14 protein-coding genes are annotated in these 16,249 nt (G+C 59.4%); 13 read left to right on the top strand and 1 reads right to left on the bottom strand.

Annotated elements, in window-relative coordinates:
* A partial coding sequence (gene dnaE, locus WB402_RS10730) for a DNA polymerase III subunit alpha (RefSeq protein ID WP_424207706.1) occupies nt 1-2,476 on the bottom strand: 2,476 nt, incomplete at its 3' end.
* A gap of 354 nt (nt 2,477-2,830) precedes the next feature.
* On the opposite strand from dnaE, the gene gspC reads away from it, so the two are divergent.
* The 13 genes from gspC to WB402_RS10665 all read left to right on the top strand — a co-directional run.
* Entirely contained in the window at nt 2,831-3,682 is an 852-nt protein-coding gene (gene gspC / locus WB402_RS10725) for a type II secretion system protein GspC (protein WP_424207704.1), read from the top strand.
* 42 nt (nt 3,683-3,724) lie between these two features.
* The gene (gspD, locus tag WB402_RS10720) at nt 3,725-6,067 is read left to right on the top strand and encodes a type II secretion system secretin GspD (RefSeq protein WP_424207702.1); all 2,343 of its coding nucleotides are present in this window, start codon (nt 3,725-3,727) and stop codon (nt 6,065-6,067) included.
* Between the two features lie 23 nt (nt 6,068-6,090).
* On the top strand, nt 6,091-7,605 hold the full coding sequence (gene gspE, locus WB402_RS10715; RefSeq protein ID WP_424207700.1) for a type II secretion system ATPase GspE: 1,515 nt from the start codon (nt 6,091-6,093) through the stop codon (nt 7,603-7,605).
* Nucleotides 7,606-7,607: 2 nt separating this feature from the next.
* Nucleotides 7,608-8,828 carry a type II secretion system inner membrane protein GspF gene (gene gspF / locus WB402_RS10710; RefSeq protein WP_424207698.1) on the top strand — a complete coding sequence of 407 codons (1,221 nt, stop codon included), beginning with the start codon at nt 7,608-7,610 and terminating at the stop codon, nt 8,826-8,828.
* A gap of 8 nt (nt 8,829-8,836) precedes the next feature.
* Nucleotides 8,837-9,286: a type II secretion system major pseudopilin GspG gene (gspG, locus tag WB402_RS10705; RefSeq protein WP_424207697.1), complete on the top strand. Its 450-nt coding sequence runs from the start codon at nt 8,837-8,839 to the stop codon at nt 9,284-9,286.
* A gap of 9 nt (nt 9,287-9,295) precedes the next feature.
* Nucleotides 9,296-9,796 carry a type II secretion system minor pseudopilin GspH gene (gene gspH, locus WB402_RS10700; protein ID WP_424207695.1) on the top strand — a complete coding sequence of 167 codons (501 nt, stop codon included), beginning with the start codon at nt 9,296-9,298 and terminating at the stop codon, nt 9,794-9,796.
* Nucleotides 9,796-10,167: a type II secretion system minor pseudopilin GspI gene (gene gspI, locus WB402_RS10695; RefSeq protein ID WP_424207693.1), complete on the top strand. Its 372-nt coding sequence runs from the start codon at nt 9,796-9,798 to the stop codon at nt 10,165-10,167. Before gspH ends, gspI begins: the two co-directional genes overlap by 1 nt.
* A 25-nt stretch (nt 10,168-10,192) precedes the next feature.
* Entirely contained in the window at nt 10,193-10,798 is a 606-nt protein-coding gene (gspJ, locus tag WB402_RS10690) for a type II secretion system minor pseudopilin GspJ (RefSeq protein ID WP_424207691.1), read from the top strand.
* Entirely contained in the window at nt 10,761-11,801 is a 1,041-nt protein-coding gene (gspK, locus tag WB402_RS10685) for a type II secretion system minor pseudopilin GspK (RefSeq protein ID WP_424207689.1), read from the top strand. Before gspJ ends, gspK begins: the two co-directional genes overlap by 38 nt.
* Nucleotides 11,802-11,885: 84 nt before the next feature.
* Nucleotides 11,886-13,160: a type II secretion system protein GspL gene (gspL, locus tag WB402_RS10680; protein WP_424207687.1), complete on the top strand. Its 1,275-nt coding sequence runs from the start codon at nt 11,886-11,888 to the stop codon at nt 13,158-13,160.
* Entirely contained in the window at nt 13,157-13,663 is a 507-nt protein-coding gene (gene gspM / locus WB402_RS10675) for a type II secretion system protein GspM (RefSeq protein ID WP_424207685.1), read from the top strand. The genes gspL and gspM overlap by 4 nt, the downstream gene beginning before the upstream one ends.
* A complete protein-coding gene (locus tag WB402_RS10670; RefSeq protein ID WP_424207683.1) occupies nt 13,660-14,433 on the top strand; it encodes a type II secretion system protein N in 774 nt (257 codons plus the stop codon). The genes gspM and WB402_RS10670 overlap by 4 nt, the downstream gene beginning before the upstream one ends.
* Nucleotides 14,434-14,883: 450 nt before the next feature.
* Nucleotides 14,884-16,249: S8 family serine peptidase (locus WB402_RS10665; protein WP_424207681.1), on the top strand; the 1,366-nt coding region annotated here is incomplete at its 3' end.

Here is a 16,249-nt window from a genome sequence, read left to right as displayed (position 1 = left end):
AGAAAATCGTGCCATCGTCCACCGGCACGAAATGATATTCGCAGCGGTTGATATCGGGCGGCAGGATGTTCAGTTTCATGTCGCGGCATTCGGCCATCATGGTCACGACCTTGTCGGTCTTGTCCATGTCGGACGACAGCACCGCGGCCATGAACGCCGCCGGATAATGCGCCTTGAGCCAGGCGGTCTGGTAGGCGATCAGCGCGTACGCCGCCGAGTGCGAACGATTGAAGCCGTAGCCGGCGAATTTTTCGATCAGGTCGAAAATGTCGGCGGCCAGTTTTGAATTCACACCGCGTTCCTCGGCGCCCGTGACGAACACGCTGCGCTGCTGCGCCATTTCTTCCGGCTTCTTCTTGCCCATGGCACGACGCAGCAAGTCGGCGCCGCCGAGCGTGTAACCCGACAGTACTTGCGCGATCTGCATCACCTGTTCCTGGTACAGGATCACGCCGTAGGTGGGTTTGAGAATCGGCTCGAGGCTCGGATGCGGATACTTGATGCGCGCCCGGCCGTGCTTGCGGTTGATGAAATCGTCCACCATCCCGGATTGCAACGGCCCGGGACGGAACAGCGCCACCAGCGCTACGATTTCCTCGAAGTTATCCGGCTGCAGACGCTGAATGAGATCCTTCATGCCGCGCGATTCCAGCTGGAACATGGCGGTGGTGCGTGCGGATTTGATCAGCGCGAACGTCGCCGGGTCGTCGATCGGCAGTTGTTCGATGACGAGCGCCGGTTCGCCTTTCTTTTCGCGTTCGACGTTGATGGTCTTGACCGCCTTGTCGATGATCGTGAGCGTGCGCAGACCCAGAAAATCGAACTTGACCAGGCCGAGTTTTTCGACGTCCTCCATGTCGAGCCCCGTCACCGTCTGCTTGCCGCCCTGTTCGCAGTAAAGCGGCATGAAGTCGGTGAGCGGCCCGGGCGCGATCACCACGCCGCCCGCGTGCTTGCCGGCGCTGCGCGCGAGGCCTTCGAGCGCGCGCGCCGTGTCGATCAGATCGCGCACGTCGTCTTCTTTCTTGTAGCGTTCCGCCAGTTGCGGCTCGATCTCGAGCGCGCGCTCCAAGGTCATGCCGATTTCGAACGGAATGAGCTTGGCGATCTTGTCCACGTAGCCGTAGGGATGATCCATGACGCGGCCCACGTCGCGCACCACGGCCTTGGCCGCCATGGTGCCGTGGGTGATGATCTGCGCCACCCGGTCATGGCCGTAGCGCTGGGTCACGTATTCGATCACTTCATCGCGCCGCTCCATGCAGAAGTCCACGTCGAAGTCCGGCAGCGAGACACGTTCGGGATTGAGGAAGCGCTCGAACAGCAGCTCGTACTTGATCGGATCGAGCTCGGTAATGCCGAGGCAATAGGCCACGAGCGAACCGGCGCCGCTGCCGCGGCCGGGTCCGACCGGGATGCCGTTTTTCTTGGCCCATTGAATGAAATCCGCCACGATCAGGAAGTAGCCGGGAAATCCCATCTTGTTGATGGTGGAAAGCTCCAGCTCCAGACGTTCGTTGTAGGTCTTGCGCGCGGCTTCGCGCGCCTCCTCCGGCATGAGCTTCAAACGCGATTCCAGCCCCTGCTGCGTCTCCTGGCGCAGCAGCGCATCGATGGTCATGCCCTCCGGCACGGGATAGGCGGGAAGGTAATAGCGTCCGAATTCGAGACGCAGGTTGCAACGGCGCGCGATTTCGACGGTGTTGTCGATGGCCTCGGGAATGTCCTGGAACAGTTCGGCCATCTCCTGGCTGCTGCGGAAATATTGCTGCGTGGTATAGCGGCGCGGACGACGGCTGTCGGTGAGCACACGGCTGTCCTGGATGCATACTCTGACCTCGTGCGCATCGAAATCCGCTGGCTGCAGGTACACCACGTGATTCGTCGCCACGACCGGCAGCGACATCCGGCGCGCCAGATCGACGGCGGCGTGATTGTAATCTTCCTGAAATGGCTGGCCGGTACGCTGCAGCTCGAGATAAAAACACCCCGGGAACCAGTTCTGATAGGCGCGGGCCAGCTCGTCCGCCTGCACCGGATTGCCGGACAGCAATGCCTGGCCGATTTCGCCCTCGTGCGCACCCGACAACGCGATCAGGCCTGACAACGGCGCATCGAACCAGGACTTGCTGAGGCAGGGCCGGCCGGAATGTTGCCCTTCCACGTAGGCGCGCGTGAGCAGCCGGCTGAGCCGGCGATAACCCTCGATGTTCTGGCAGAGCAACGTCAGCGGGTGGGGCTTGTGCGGGTCGGCCGGATTTTCCAGCCAGACATCCGCCCCGATGATGGGCTTGATCCCGGCCGTGCAAGCGGCCTGGTAAAACTTGACCGCGCCAAAGAGATTGGCGAGGTCAGTGACGGCCACGGCCGGCATCTCAAGACGGGCGGCGGTTTTGACCAGATCATCCGCGCGGACGATGCCATCCGCCAGGGAGAACTCGGTATGGACTCTGAGATGAACGAAAGGCCGGCTCACGCCGGTATTTGACCGTAATTCCATGGGTCAGGGAAGCTGGATATCCTGGGCGGCGTGCCGCGCATTATACCCGGATTATTGAGGCGAAATGGATCGGGTTGAAAAGTCACTGCCCTGAAACCCATGCTTCGACCTTCGGATAGGCCCCATTATCGCCTCAATAATCCATTTATAAGATTTTCGTTATTGATCCGGGACATTGACAGGGTAACGAAGGCACAGGATCGATTTTTCTGCAAGTTTCTTCTTTCAACAGGACAATTGCCGGATCAATAGCTAGGTTTTTCCGGCTGCCCAGTTATAATGTTAACCAGAAACATCCACAGCCCAGCGCAAGCAACTGAAACTAATAAAATGAGTATCGTCGAGGTCATTGCCAATCCCCGCGTCAGACAATGGTTGCCGGGAGTTCTCAACGGTGGAATCCTGCTGTTGCTAACGGCAAGCCTCGCCCAATGGACCTGGCTGGTGGTCAAACCACCGTTAACGCCGCTGATACAGGCGCCGCCACCCTCTCTCCAGCAGAATACTTTTTCATTGCAACCTCTGCTGGCCGCACACCTCTTCGGCCAAGTCAGTCAGGAGCTGACCGGTGGTCGTCTCGACAATCTGCCGATCAGCAGCCTGAACCTGGTGCTGACCGGGGTAATTGCGTCGGTCAGTGGTGGTTATGCGCTGATCTCCGTCAATGGACAGCCGCAGGAACCTTTCGGCGTCGGTCAGACCGTCACCGGCGATGCAGTATTACAAGCGGTGTATCCGGACCGGGTCGTGATCCAGCGTAACGGGGTTTTGGAAAGTCTGATGCTGGAAGGCGCGGAGAAAACACCCATGGATCAATCAGCAGCATACCGTCCTTCGGCCGCGTCCGGCAATATTGTTCAGGAAACCGGGGTGAACCGTTATACAGTGGAGCGCGAACAGCTCGCGGCGCAGATGCGCACACCGGACTTCTTACGTCAGGCAACCATGGTACCGTCCAAAGGCGGCGGGTTTCAGATGCAGCAAATACAGGCGGGGAGCCTGTATGAAAAACTGGGGCTGCGCGCGGGTGATGTGATCAAGAGCGTAAACGGAACGCCGGTCAATACCGCCGAAGACGCTATCCGGCTTTATCAGCAGATCCAGAATGTAGGCTCAGTACAAATGGAAATCGTGCGTGGCGGCAAACCCGAGCAGCTCAATTATCAGTTTGCGCAAGACTGATCCAGAAATATTCACTACGATGCGAAATTGGATCACTTGAGAATGACAGATACCCGACATTTCATCGCGACAACTCTCGGCACGCTGATGTTGGGTGCCCTGTTTGTCTTTCCGCCTCTACAGGCGGCGGAACTTAAGCCGGTCCGGGTCGCACAGGCACCCTCGGAGAACGATGAGCCGAAAGCGCCGCAACCCGACGCGGAGCAACCGCCAGTCCCGCCCGGCGGCGCGCCCGAATCGCCACTCATGCCTCCCGGTAACAATCAGAGAGCAAGGCCTGTACCTTCTGTGCCGCCATCGTTACCCACCGCGCCTGCTCCCGCTCGCCCCGCGCCCGCGGCCGGCACGACGCTAAGGCCGGGCGAGATGATGTTCAACTTTCAGGAGGCGGACATCCAGGCGGTGGTGAAAACCGTATCGCAGATCACGGGAAAGAATTTTCTGCTCGACCCGCGCGTCAAAGGCAAGCTCACGATCATCTCCACCCAGCCCGTCTCCAAAAACGCCATTTATCAGATATTCCTCGCCTCGCTAAAGGCGCAGGGATACACCGCGATTGACAGCGCGAGCGGGTTCATCAAGCTGGTTCCGCTGGGGGATGCCAAGCAGGGCGCCAAGGTTACCACGGGGGCGACACCGCGCCCGGGCGAGCAAACCATTACACACGTGGTCACGGTACAGCATGGTTCCGCGGCGCAAATTGTCCCGCTGCTGCGGCCACTGATGGCGCCCACCAGCCAGCTTTCCGTTTACCCGCCGGCGAACACGCTCATCATCACCGACTACGCGGATAACATCGGCAACCTGCTGCATATCGTCGAAATACTCGATCAACGCGGCGGCTCGGAACTCGCCATCATCCCGCTGAAAAACGCCTCGGCCCTGGATATCGCGGAAATCATCGTGCGGCTGTATCCCAATGTAACGCAGTCAGCGACACCGGTCGCGCCGGTGGTGGGAGGCGTGGGCGAAGCCGATCGCGTCACCATCATGCCGGACCTGCGCACCAACAGCCTGCTGGTTCGCGCCGAGAATCAGGGCACCATCAACGACCTGCGCGCGCTGATTGAAAAACTGGACGTACCGGCCAAGGTCGGCGGCAACACGCGCGTGATTTACCTGCGCAATGCAGAGGCCACGAAACTGGCTGAGGTTCTTCGCGGCCTGTTGTCGGGTGAAGCGCGCGCCCAGACCGCCTCAGCCGCGGCGGTACCGGGCCGGGCGCCCGTGGGCGGCAAGTCTGCGGCGGAGACATCCCAGATCCAGGCGGACGAGGCAACAAATTCGCTCATCATCAGCGCCTCCGACGCGGTATTTAACAACCTGCGCGCCGTGATCGAAAAACTCGACGTTCGCCGTGCGCAGGTTTATGTCGAAGTCCTCATCGCTGAAGTCACTACCGAAAAGGCTTCTCAGTTCGGCGTCCAATTTGCGGCGGCCGGTAAAGTCGGTAATGGCGCCGTAGGCGGCTTGACCAATTTTCCGGCCGCGCGCACCACCTTGGGGGATGCGATCACAAGTGGAGGAGCCTCACTGGGCTCAGGAGGCGGTTTGACGCTCGCGTATCTCGGCAGCAAAATCACGTTAGCAGACGGGACCGAGGTGCGCAGTCTGGGGGCGTTGGCTCGCGCACTCGAGGAAAAAAGCATCGGCAACATCCTGTCCACGCCCAATCTGCTCACGCTGGATAATGCTGAAGCAAAAATCGTGGTAGGCCAGAACGTTCCGTTCGTGACGGGCAGCTTCTCTCAAACCGGCATCAGCGGTGCCACGGGCGCGGTCAATCCGTTTCAGACCATTGAACGCAAGGACGTCGGTCTCACCCTGAAGATCAAGCCGCAGATATCTGAGGGTGGCACCGTAAAACTCTTGATTTCCCAGGAAAGCTCGTCCATTGCCCCAGCGACTGGTGTACAAGCTTCGGACCTGATCACGAACAAGCGTTCCCTCGACACCACCGTCGTAGTGGATGACGGCAATACCATCGTCCTGGGCGGATTGATCGAAGACAGTGTTACGGAGATCACCCAGGGTGTTCCCTACCTCAGCCGTATCCCCGTGCTTGGTTGGTTTTTCAAGTATCACGAAGAAAAAAAGACCAAGACCAACCTGATGGTATTCCTGCGTCCGATGATCGTTCTCAATCCCAATGACAGTTATGGTTTCAGCGCTAGCCGCTATGCGCACATTCAGGCGGAGCAAAAGAAAATCAGCAAGGAACCGGCGCCCCTTCTCGACGACTTCAAACCGATGGAGCCGTTACCGCCTGGCCCGTCTCAGGGGAAAAAAGACGAGCGCGTTTCCGATGAAATCCCCCTGGACAAGATATTCGGCCCGCCCAACGTGAAGGAAGCGAAGCCGTCATCTGATAACGCTTCACCCTGATTTCCCCAGCACCGGCCGCCGCCATGGACAACGCGCCCGACCTTCAAACTCTGGATCCCGCCTGGACCCAGCGTCTGCCGTATCATTTCGCGCGCCGTCACGGCGTCATCAGCGCCTGCCTGCGCGACGGACAGCTGGAAATCTGGGCCAAGCCGGGCGTGTCGAGCGCTACCCTGTCGGAGCTTTACCGGGCGCTCGGACAGCCCATCCACGTGCGCGAAATGACCCAGGCGATGTTCGATTCCGCTCTCCACCGCGCCTACGAGCGCGGCATGTCACAGGCCATGGATATCGTGGATGACATCGGCGATGACCTGGATCTCGCGGAACTGACGCATAACCTCCCCCAGGCCACGGACTTGATGGAGAGCGAGGACGACGCTCCGATCGTCAGGTTGATCAACGCCCTGCTCACCCAGGCGGTGCGTGAAGGCGCATCCGATATACACATCGAGACATTCGAAACCCGCACGGTGGTGCGTTATCGCATCGACGGCGTGCTGCGTGACATCATCGAACCGCAACGCGCGCTGCACGGCGTGATCGTTTCGCGCGTCAAGATCATGGCCAGTCTCGATATCGCCGAAAAGCGCATGCCGCAGGACGGTCGCATCACGCTGCGCCTCGCGGGACGTCCGGTGGACGTACGTGTCTCCACGGTACCCACCGGCCACGGCGAACGCGTGGTTCTGCGTCTGCTGGACAAGCAGGCCGGGCGGCTCGATCTGACGGGCCTCGGCATGGCGGATGACACGCTGAAGACCCTGGTGGACCTCATCAACCAGCCGCATGGCATCATTCTCGTCACCGGCCCGACGGGCTCGGGCAAAACCACAACGCTCTACGCTGCGCTTGGAAAACTCGACAGCACGCGACACAACATCATGACGGTCGAGGACCCCATCGAGTACGATCTCGACGGTGTCGGCCAGATGCAGGTCAACGCGAAAATCGAACTGACATTCGCGCGCGCCTTGCGCTCCATCCTGCGCCAGGACCCGGATATCATCATGATCGGCGAAATTCGCGATCTTGAAACCGCGCAAATCGCCGTGCAGGCCAGCCTCACCGGGCACCTGGTGCTCGCCACGCTGCACACCAATGACGCCGTTGGTGCCGTGACGCGTCTCGTGGACATGGGCGTGGAGCCGTTTCTGGTGGCCTCCAGCCTGCTCGGGGTGCTTGCCCAGCGTCTGGTGCGCAAGCTTTGCCCGCTGTGCCGCCAGATGCGCGCACCCGATGCTGCGGAGTTGCGCCTGCTCACCGCCAACGGGAACGAACCCAAATCGCTTCCCATTTACACACCCGTCGGTTGCAATGCATGCTCCAATACCGGTTACCAGGGCCGCACTGGCATCTACGAGCTGCTGACAGTTGACGACAACCTGCGCACTTTGATTCATGACGGTGCCTCGGAAGGGAAACTGCGCGAATACGCCCGTACCCGCGGCATGCGCAACATGCGTGACGACGGCCTGCGCTGGGTGCGTGCCGGCGCCACCAGTCTCGAAGAAGTGTTGCGCGTAACGCGCGAGTAGTTATGGCGGCTTTTGAATATCAGGCACTGAATCCGCAGGGACACGCTGTCAAAGGTGTGATGGAAGGCGACGCCGAGCGCCAGGTGCGCGCCCTGCTGCGCGAGAAAGGCCTGACACCGTTGCGCGTGGATGTCATCGATCAGCGCGCCGAAGCCGGGCGCAGCAAGTGGTCGTTCTCCTTCCGCCGCGGCATACCCGGTTCCGAACTCGCGTTGCTGACCCGCCAGTTTGCCACCCTCATTCACGCGGGCCTGACCATCGAGGAATGCCTCAACGCGCTCATCGAGCAAACGGAATCGGCGCGTTCACGGTCGGTACTGGCCGGCGTGCGTACCCGTGTCCTGGAGGGCCAGTCGCTTTCGCGCGGTCTGGCGCAGTTTCCCGAATCTTTTCCGGAAATTTTCCGCAGCATGGTGGACGCCGGCGAACAGTCCGGGAAGCTCGATGAGGTTCTCGAACGGCTTGCGGATTACACTGAAAGCCGCCAGTCGCTGCAACAGAAAGTGCAGCTGGCGTTCATCTATCCGGCGCTGGTTACATTGGTGGCAACGGCGGTCGTTGTCGGCCTGCTGGTGTATGTCGTGCCGCAAGTAACACGCGTTTTTGAAAATACCGGTCAGACTCTGCCACTGGTCACGCGCATATTGATAGCGGTCAGCGATTTCGCGCGCGGTGGCGGATGGTGGTGGCTGGTTGTGGTCGTGGCCGCCATCGTCGCCTTCCGTGCCGCGCTGCGCGAACCACATCTGCGGCTGCGCTGGCACCACCTGTTACTGCGGCTCCCGCTGGTCGGACGCCTGCTGCGCGGCACCAACGCGGCACGGCTGTCCAGCACGCTGGGTATTCTCACCGCCAGCGGCATCCCGCTGCTCAGCGCGATGCAGTCCGCCGTGCAGGTGGTGACCAACCTGCCGATGCGCGCCGCCGTGGAGGATGCGCTGCGTCAGGTGCGCGAAGGCGGCAGCCTGTCGCGCGCGCTCGGCAAAACCAAACTTTTTCCGCCGATGGTCATCCACCTGATCGCCAGCGGCGAGGCCACCGGCAAGCTCGACCAGATGTTGCAGCGTGCCGCCGAGGCGCAGACACGCGAGCTCGAGAACTGGGTGCGCGCGCTCACCGCGCTGCTCGAACCCCTGCTCATCCTGGTGATGGGCGCGATCGTGTTGTTCATCGTGGTCGCCATTCTGCTTCCTATCTTTGAAATGAATCAGCTTATCAAATGAGGTTGTCTATGAAATATGTAACACGTTTTGGCCGTAAATCGACGGGCTTTACCCTCATCGAGGTTCTCGTGGTGGTGGTGATATTGAGCATTCTGGCGGCGCTGATCGTGCCGAAGATCATGGACCGTCCGGATGAAGCCCGCGTGGTCGCCGCCAAAAGCGATATTCGCGCCATCACCAGTGCACTCAAACTCTATCGGCTGGACAACGGCGTCTATCCTTCCACCGAACAGGGCCTCCAGGCGCTGGCGAAGAAGCCTGAGACTGGCGAGATCCCGCGCAACTGGAAAAGCAGCGGCTATCTCGACCGTCTCCCCAAAGACCCATGGAAGAACGAGTATCAGTATCTCAATCCCGGTTTGCAGGGTGAAATCGATATATTCTCTCTGGGTGCCGATGGACAGCCGGGAGGCGAAGGCGTCAATGCCGATATCGGATCCTGGAATCTCGACAACTGACACGTGTCCATGAACGACATGGGTCACAACCGCGGTTTCACGCTGATCGAAATTGCGGTGGTGATGCTCGTGATCGTGATCGTTCTCGGCATCGTCAGCGTGAATCTGGAACCAGACCGGGAATCCGCCGTGCGTGACGAGGCGAAACGGCTGGTGCTGCTGCTACGGACCGCACAGGAGGAAGCCATTCTTCAGGGCAAAATGCTGGCCGTGGCGTTCGAAGCTCAAGGCTACAGCTTTCAGGTTTTGGATGACAAAAACGAATTCCAGCCGCTACCCCAGGATGATGTGCTTCGTCCGCGCCCCCTACCCCAGGGCATCGAGATATCCTCTGTGGATATCGAAGGGGCACCGGAAACCGGGACACCGCGTCTGCTTCTGCTGCCGACGGGCGAACTGCCCCCTTTTACCATCACGTTCGAGCGCGGCGAAATCCGCTGGCAGGTTCAGGGACTGCCCACGGGTAAAATCACGGCCCAGGTAGCCCCTCTACTGCCGGGGAAGGCCTGATGCGCAGTTGGCACCGCGGATTCACCCTGGTGGAGGTGTTGGTGGCACTGGCGGTGCTGGCCATCGCGCTCGCCGCCATCATGCGCACGATGGCACAGGCCATTGATACCACGGCTGCACTGCGTGAACACGATGTGGCGCTCTGGGTGGCGCAAAACCGCCTCGCCGAACACATGATGCGCCAAGACTGGCCGGGCGTGGACACAACCAACGGTGATGTGGAAATGGGCGGTCAAAAATGGTTTTGGCGCGAACAGGTCGCCGCTACGCAAGAGCCAAAAATGCGGCGGATTGAGATCACCATTCGGCGAACAACTGACAGCAAGAATTCTTCGGCCACGCTGGTCGGTTACTTACTCAATACTCAATAACCCTGGCGAATCAATCATTCCGCCCATGAAACGTCCTGGTGGTTTCACACTTCTCGAATTGATGGTAGCGCTAGGCATTTTTGCGCTCGTCTCCGCAATTGCCTACGGCAGCCTCACCCGGTTCATGAGTGACCGCGAACGCCTGGAATCAGAACATGAGTTCTGGCGCGCGCTGTCGCTGACTTTTACCCGCATGGAGGAAGACCTGTCGCAGGCGCGGGAGCGCACCGTTCGCGATGCAATCGGTTTTCCGCAACCCGCCTTTCGGGGTCAGCCAACCGACACGCGCTCGACCGGCTTGCCCAGCCTGGAGTTCACCCGCGGCGGTGTCGTGACATACGACAGCGGTCCCCGGAGCGACCTGCAACGCGTGGCTTATCGCCTGGTCGATGGCACCTTGAAACGGATCGTATGGCCCGTACTGGATCAGGGGCCGCAAACCACACCGCTTGAATCTCCGCTGCTCGATAATGTGGATGATTTTCGCGTTCGTTTTTTTGCGCCGGCCGGCGTCTGGCTCGATGAATGGCCTGCTGCAGGGATCAGTCAAATCCTTCCCCGTGGGGTGGAGGTAAAGTTGACGCTGAAAGGACATGGCGAATTTATTCGCTTGTTTCTGGTTAATGGCTGACGTTCAACAATACATTAATTTTTCGCATCAGCGGGGGCTCGCACTGATCACGGCCATGCTGGTCGTGGCGATCGCCGCTACCGCGGCGGCGTACCTGAGCCTGGATCAACAGATCTGGTTGCGGCAGGCGCAGAATATATCCGATCGCGCGCAAGCCGAAGTCGTGCGTGCCGGCGCCGAGGAATGGGCCATCACGATTCTGGACAAAGACATCAATAACAGCAGCATCGATGATTTGACGGAAAACTGGGCCAAACCGATGCCGCCGCTCGCGGTCGAAGGCGGTCAGGTCATGGGCAGTATTTCTGACGCCCAGGCGCGCTTCAATCTAAATAATCTTGTGCGCAATAATACTCCCAGCCCCCCCGATATCGGCACCTTCCAGCACCTGCTCCAATCTCTGTCGCTGGATCCAAACCTGACCGACGCGGTTATCGATTGGATCGATGCCGACAGCAACGCGTCAGCCTACGGCGCGGAGGATATTGACTATCTTCAATTGAAAATACCTTACCGCGCCGCCAATCAGCCAATGCAGAGTGTCGATGAGTTGCGTCTGGTACGCGGTTTTACTCGCGACATTGTTGAAAAACTGCGTCCGTTGATCACCGTCTTGCCCCAGCCCACGGAAATCAACGTGAACACCGCAAAGAAGGAAGTCTTGGGCGCGCTGTTTTATACTCTCACCGCTTCGGATATCGAACAACTCATGTCGAAGGTCCCCTATAAGGACCCGGGTTCATTAACACAAAAGCTTCAGGAGTTGGCGGCCGGAAAACAACTCCCGCAGGCTTTCTTTGGCGTCAAAAGCAGCTATTTCGAGGTTACCGTGGATACCCTGTTTGGCCGCTACCGGCGGACCACCCAGTCTCTGATTGTTCGTCCAGGCGGAAAAGGCGGAACTCGGGTGCTCGGACACAGCCAGCGCCTGCCGACAAGCACCACCGTCCCCACCACTACTTCCACCGGAAACTCCCCTCCGACGTCGGGCGAAAAGATATAATGATGCGCGATGCCCTTTTAGGCTAAGAAACAGATGCCAAAGCAACGGACCTCAATAGCGAACCGCGTGCGCCCGTTTGGGCAAATGCTGCAAGGACTGCGGCCGGCCGGGTTACGCCAGGGAAATACCCTGGAGCTGCTTCTGCCACGCGGTTGGCCGGAAAGCCATGGCAACATCCACTGGCGATTGCGCGGTGGCGCGGGTGTAGCTCCCCACGGCCAAGTCACGGAGCTGAATCAGATTCCCGGCGTCGGCTCCATGACACGGGTGCACGCCTGGACACCGCCCTCGGAAACGCTGCTGACGCGCGTCACCTTGCCCACGCGTTCACGCGCCAAAATCCAGCAGGCCCTGCCGTACGCGCTCGAAGACCAGTTGATCGGCGAGCCGGATCAGCTGCATTTTGCCTATCGCGTTCTTGATGACGCCAGTCTCGCCGTGGCGATCACGGCACGCACGCGCCTGCAGGCCTGGATTTCACACCTGTCCGACGCCGGGTTGCGCCCCGTCAGCCTGTGCCCGGCGGAGTTGGCGCTTCCGCTCATCGACGGCTCCTGGTCAGCGGCATTTCACAAGGACGAAATCTGGGTACGCACCGGAATAGCCTCCGGTTTCGTATGCGCGTCCAGCGTGCGCACGCCGCCATCCATGCTGGAAACGGCGGTGCGTGAAGCACGCGAAAAGCAGGTGGCGCCGCAAGGCCTGACCGTCATGCAACCGCCATCCGGTTTCGATTCGAACGCGTGGGCGACACAGCTGGATTTAGCGGTACAAACGCAGAAACAGGATTTCTGGACGAATCATCAGGAATCCACGCCGGCCTTGAATCTATTACAGGGGACTTACGCGCCATCGAGTCAAATACAGGCCATGACACCTGCCTTGCGACCCGCGGCGATCATGCTGGCGGTGTGGCTGGTCGGCAACCTGGGATTCAATCTCTGGGAATGGTGGCAACTGAAAAAGACTCATGAAAATCTGCGGCAGGAGATGACTAGCCTGTTCAAACGTTCTTTTCCCGACGCGCAGGTTGTGGTCGATCCGGCACTGCAAATGCAACGGCTCATCGGCGACATGCAGGACAAAGGCGGAAAATCATCCGGCACCGATTTGTTGCCGCTGCTTGGAAACATCGCGCCCGTCATCCAGGCAAGCCCGCAACTGAAACTGCGCGGCATGCAGTACGGCGAGTCCCGCTTGACGCTGGATGTCACGCTGCCGGATTTCCAGACCATGGAAACGGTTAAAAATGCCTTCACCGCGCGCGGCATGCAGGTCGAGGTGATAGGCGCCAACAGCACACCGGCCGGCATAGAAGGACGGCTGCGCCTGGGCCAGACCGGCAAGGCGGGAACATGATCCGCGGCTTGCTGCAAAAAATATCGCTGACGCGGTTGCGTAATCTTACGCCGCAAGAGCAGCTTATCTACTTCGGTGGCGCCGCTGCCGTTCTTCTGATTCTGTATCTCTCGATGTGGCTGCCGGTGCAGCGAGAGCTATCCCGGTTGCGCACGGCGGTACCGCAGGAAAAAACACAGTTGGCCCAGATGCAGGTACAGGCCATGGAGGTCAACCAGCTGCGCGCCAGCGGACGCTCGCCGATGGCGGGCGGTAATCTGCTTGCCCGGCTGGAACAATCCGCGACGACCAGCGGCATTCGCAGCCGTATCTCACGCATGGAACCGGACGGATCCAACGGCGCGCGCCTGACCCTGGATGGCGTGGATTTCAATGCCCTCATCAGCTGGCTCGGCAATCTTCAGAGTCAAGGCGGGGTGCGAGTGGAAAAAGCCACCTTCGAGCCGCAGGCGACAGCCGGCACAGTTAATGCGCGCCTCGTGCTGCGAGGTGCCGGCGCGTGAAGAAACGGGTAGTGCTGTATGTCGTGTTTGGACTCGTCTTTTATCTGCTGTTTCTCATTATCGAGATGCCGGCAGCGTGGTTTGCGTGGGGGTTGAATCAGTACAGCCACGGGGTAGTTCGCCTCGACCCTCTTTCGGGCAGCCTGTGGCACGGAAAGGGACGGCTGGTGATCTATTATCCGCAGACCACCCCACACGATCTAGGCGCCGCGGAGTGGAATATCAATCCTCTCTGGTTGTTTACAGGGCGCATCCAGATACACTGGCTGGTGAAGACGCAGGAGACAAGTATCGATACGATAGTCCAATTTGGTTCTGGACAAGTGCATTGGATCGATACCGATGTCACATTTCCAGCTCAGTTCGTCAGCCAGATATACTCCCCCGCCTCCCTTCTTTCACCCAAAGGACAAGTGCGGTTACACACAACCAGGCTTTCGATCGGACAAAAGGGTATCGAGGGCAGCGGAGAAATTGTCTGGCAAAACGCCGGGAGCAGTCTTTCCAGTGTTCAACCGCTTGGCGATTACCGCTTGGAAATCATCGGCGGCGGTAACGCTGCCAATCTGAAACTAACCACCGTCAGCGGTCCGCTGGCGCTCGACGGTCAGGGGAAATGGCAACTCAAGGACGGACAATTGCAGATCAATGGCACGGCGGTTCCACGTGAACGCACAACCGAACTGGAGCCACTGCTGAAGTTGTTGGGTCCGGATCTGGGGAATGGCCGTCGCGCGCTCGCACTGGCCATGCGGCTATCCATCCAGTAGCGACAGGTAAGCCAAGGCCAATCAAGATCTCATTCGAAAAAGCCTTAGACCAGCCTTATCCGCTTCCCGCCGAGCGCACGTGTGACCAAGTGTATGTTATTTATGTGAAAGTCTTGCCGGGCGGGCCTCAATCGATAAGAACATCGAGTCTGTGTATAGTATTTACAGCGTCGGATCGCCCGGGAAACTATCGAGACACGGCTCCTGGCAAAGAAAACCGGCAGTGGCCTGGGCCGGAAGACGTCTCGGCACATGATGTTCGAGAATCAACCCAACAGTGTCTCGGCCGATTCTCCTGATTTTGAAGAAGAATCGCAGGGGTAAAGTGTGGTCCAAGAATAATAAGAACGATGTTCATGGGAGGCATTGGAGGTTATGAATCTTAGCAATATCCAACAGGTTGTCCGGTACCTCGTACTGACAACGTGTTTTGTTTGGAGTGCCCCGCCTTTGGCGGCCCCCCCTTCCCCGCAAGATGAAGTCGCGACCCATATCATCGTTTATCGGTCGGATGTCGATCCGGACAGCGTCACTAACGAATTCGTCGCGACACACGGGCTGAGAGCCACCCGCACTTTCCGCTATGCCATCAAGGGTGCCGCGGTGGTGGTGCCCCCGGGACGCCTGGCCGCATTGCAGCATGATCCACGCGTAGCCTACGTGGAAGCCAACCAGATGTTTCATGCGCACGCACAGTCCCTTCCTACCGGCGTGGACCGAATTAATGCCGACATTGACCTCACAGCCAAAATCAACGGCGTCGATGAGCGCGTCAATGCCGATATTGCCATTCTCGATACCGGCATCGACCTTACTCATCCCGATCTGAATTTGTATCGATATACGAATTGCACGGTGGGAACAGTAAACAAGCACTGTGTGGACAATGACAGCGGTGCCAACGACGGTTTTGGGCACGGCACGCATGTCGCCGGCATTGCCGCCGCCCTGGATAACGGGACCGGTGTGGTCGGCGTGGCGCCCGGCGCGCGACTTTGGGCCGTCAAAGTCCTGGACAACACGGGCAATGGCACCACCGGCTCGGTCATTGCCGGCATCGACTATGTGACCGCCCATGCCAGCGAGATCGATGTCGCCAACATGAGTCTTGGTTGCGTGTGCACCAGTACGGCAATGAACACAGCTATCAGCAACTCGGTCGCGGCCGGTGTGGTATATACCGTCTCGGCCGGCAACGACATGCTGGATGTAGCGAATGTCACACCGGCAAACAATCCATCAGCGATTATAGTATCGGCTCTTGCCGATTTCGACGGCAAACCCAGCGGGCTCAGCAACGCCAGTCAAGGGTACACGACCTGCACGGAGAATCAGGACGACAGCTTTGCCTGCTTCAGTAATTTCGGCAGCGGGGTCACGATCATGGCGCCGGGCGTGAATATCCTTTCAACCTGGATGGGCGGCGGAACCGCCATACTCAGCGGTACCAGCATGTCGAGCCCGCATGTTGCCGGCGCCGCGGCGCTGTATCGCGTAAAACATCCGGGCAGCACCCCTGACCAGGTCAAAGCGGGCCTGCTCGCCGAGGCTGACCCCACACCGTGCGCAAACAGCGGCAACGGCCACTGCAGCGACGATCCCGATGGCATTCAGGAGCCTCTGGTTATGCTGCAGGGCCCGGATGGTGATGTTGCGCCAGTCGGGAATCCGGATGGCAAGATCGATATTGCTGATTATCTGGTGATCGAGCGTATTGCCCTGGGAAGAGTGGCGCCTACGACTCAAGAACTGTTGCATGGCGACCTGTATCCGCCCGGCGCGCCCGACGGTGTGATCGATATCCGTGATTTATTGT

It is taken from the genome of Sulfuricaulis sp. (genome assembly GCF_049587675.1).
In the GTDB taxonomy this organism is placed as follows: domain Bacteria; phylum Pseudomonadota; class Gammaproteobacteria; order Acidiferrobacterales; family Sulfurifustaceae; genus Sulfuricaulis.
The sequence above is the reverse complement of the archived record's forward strand: the minus strand, read 5'-3'. Positions and strand labels throughout refer to the sequence as shown.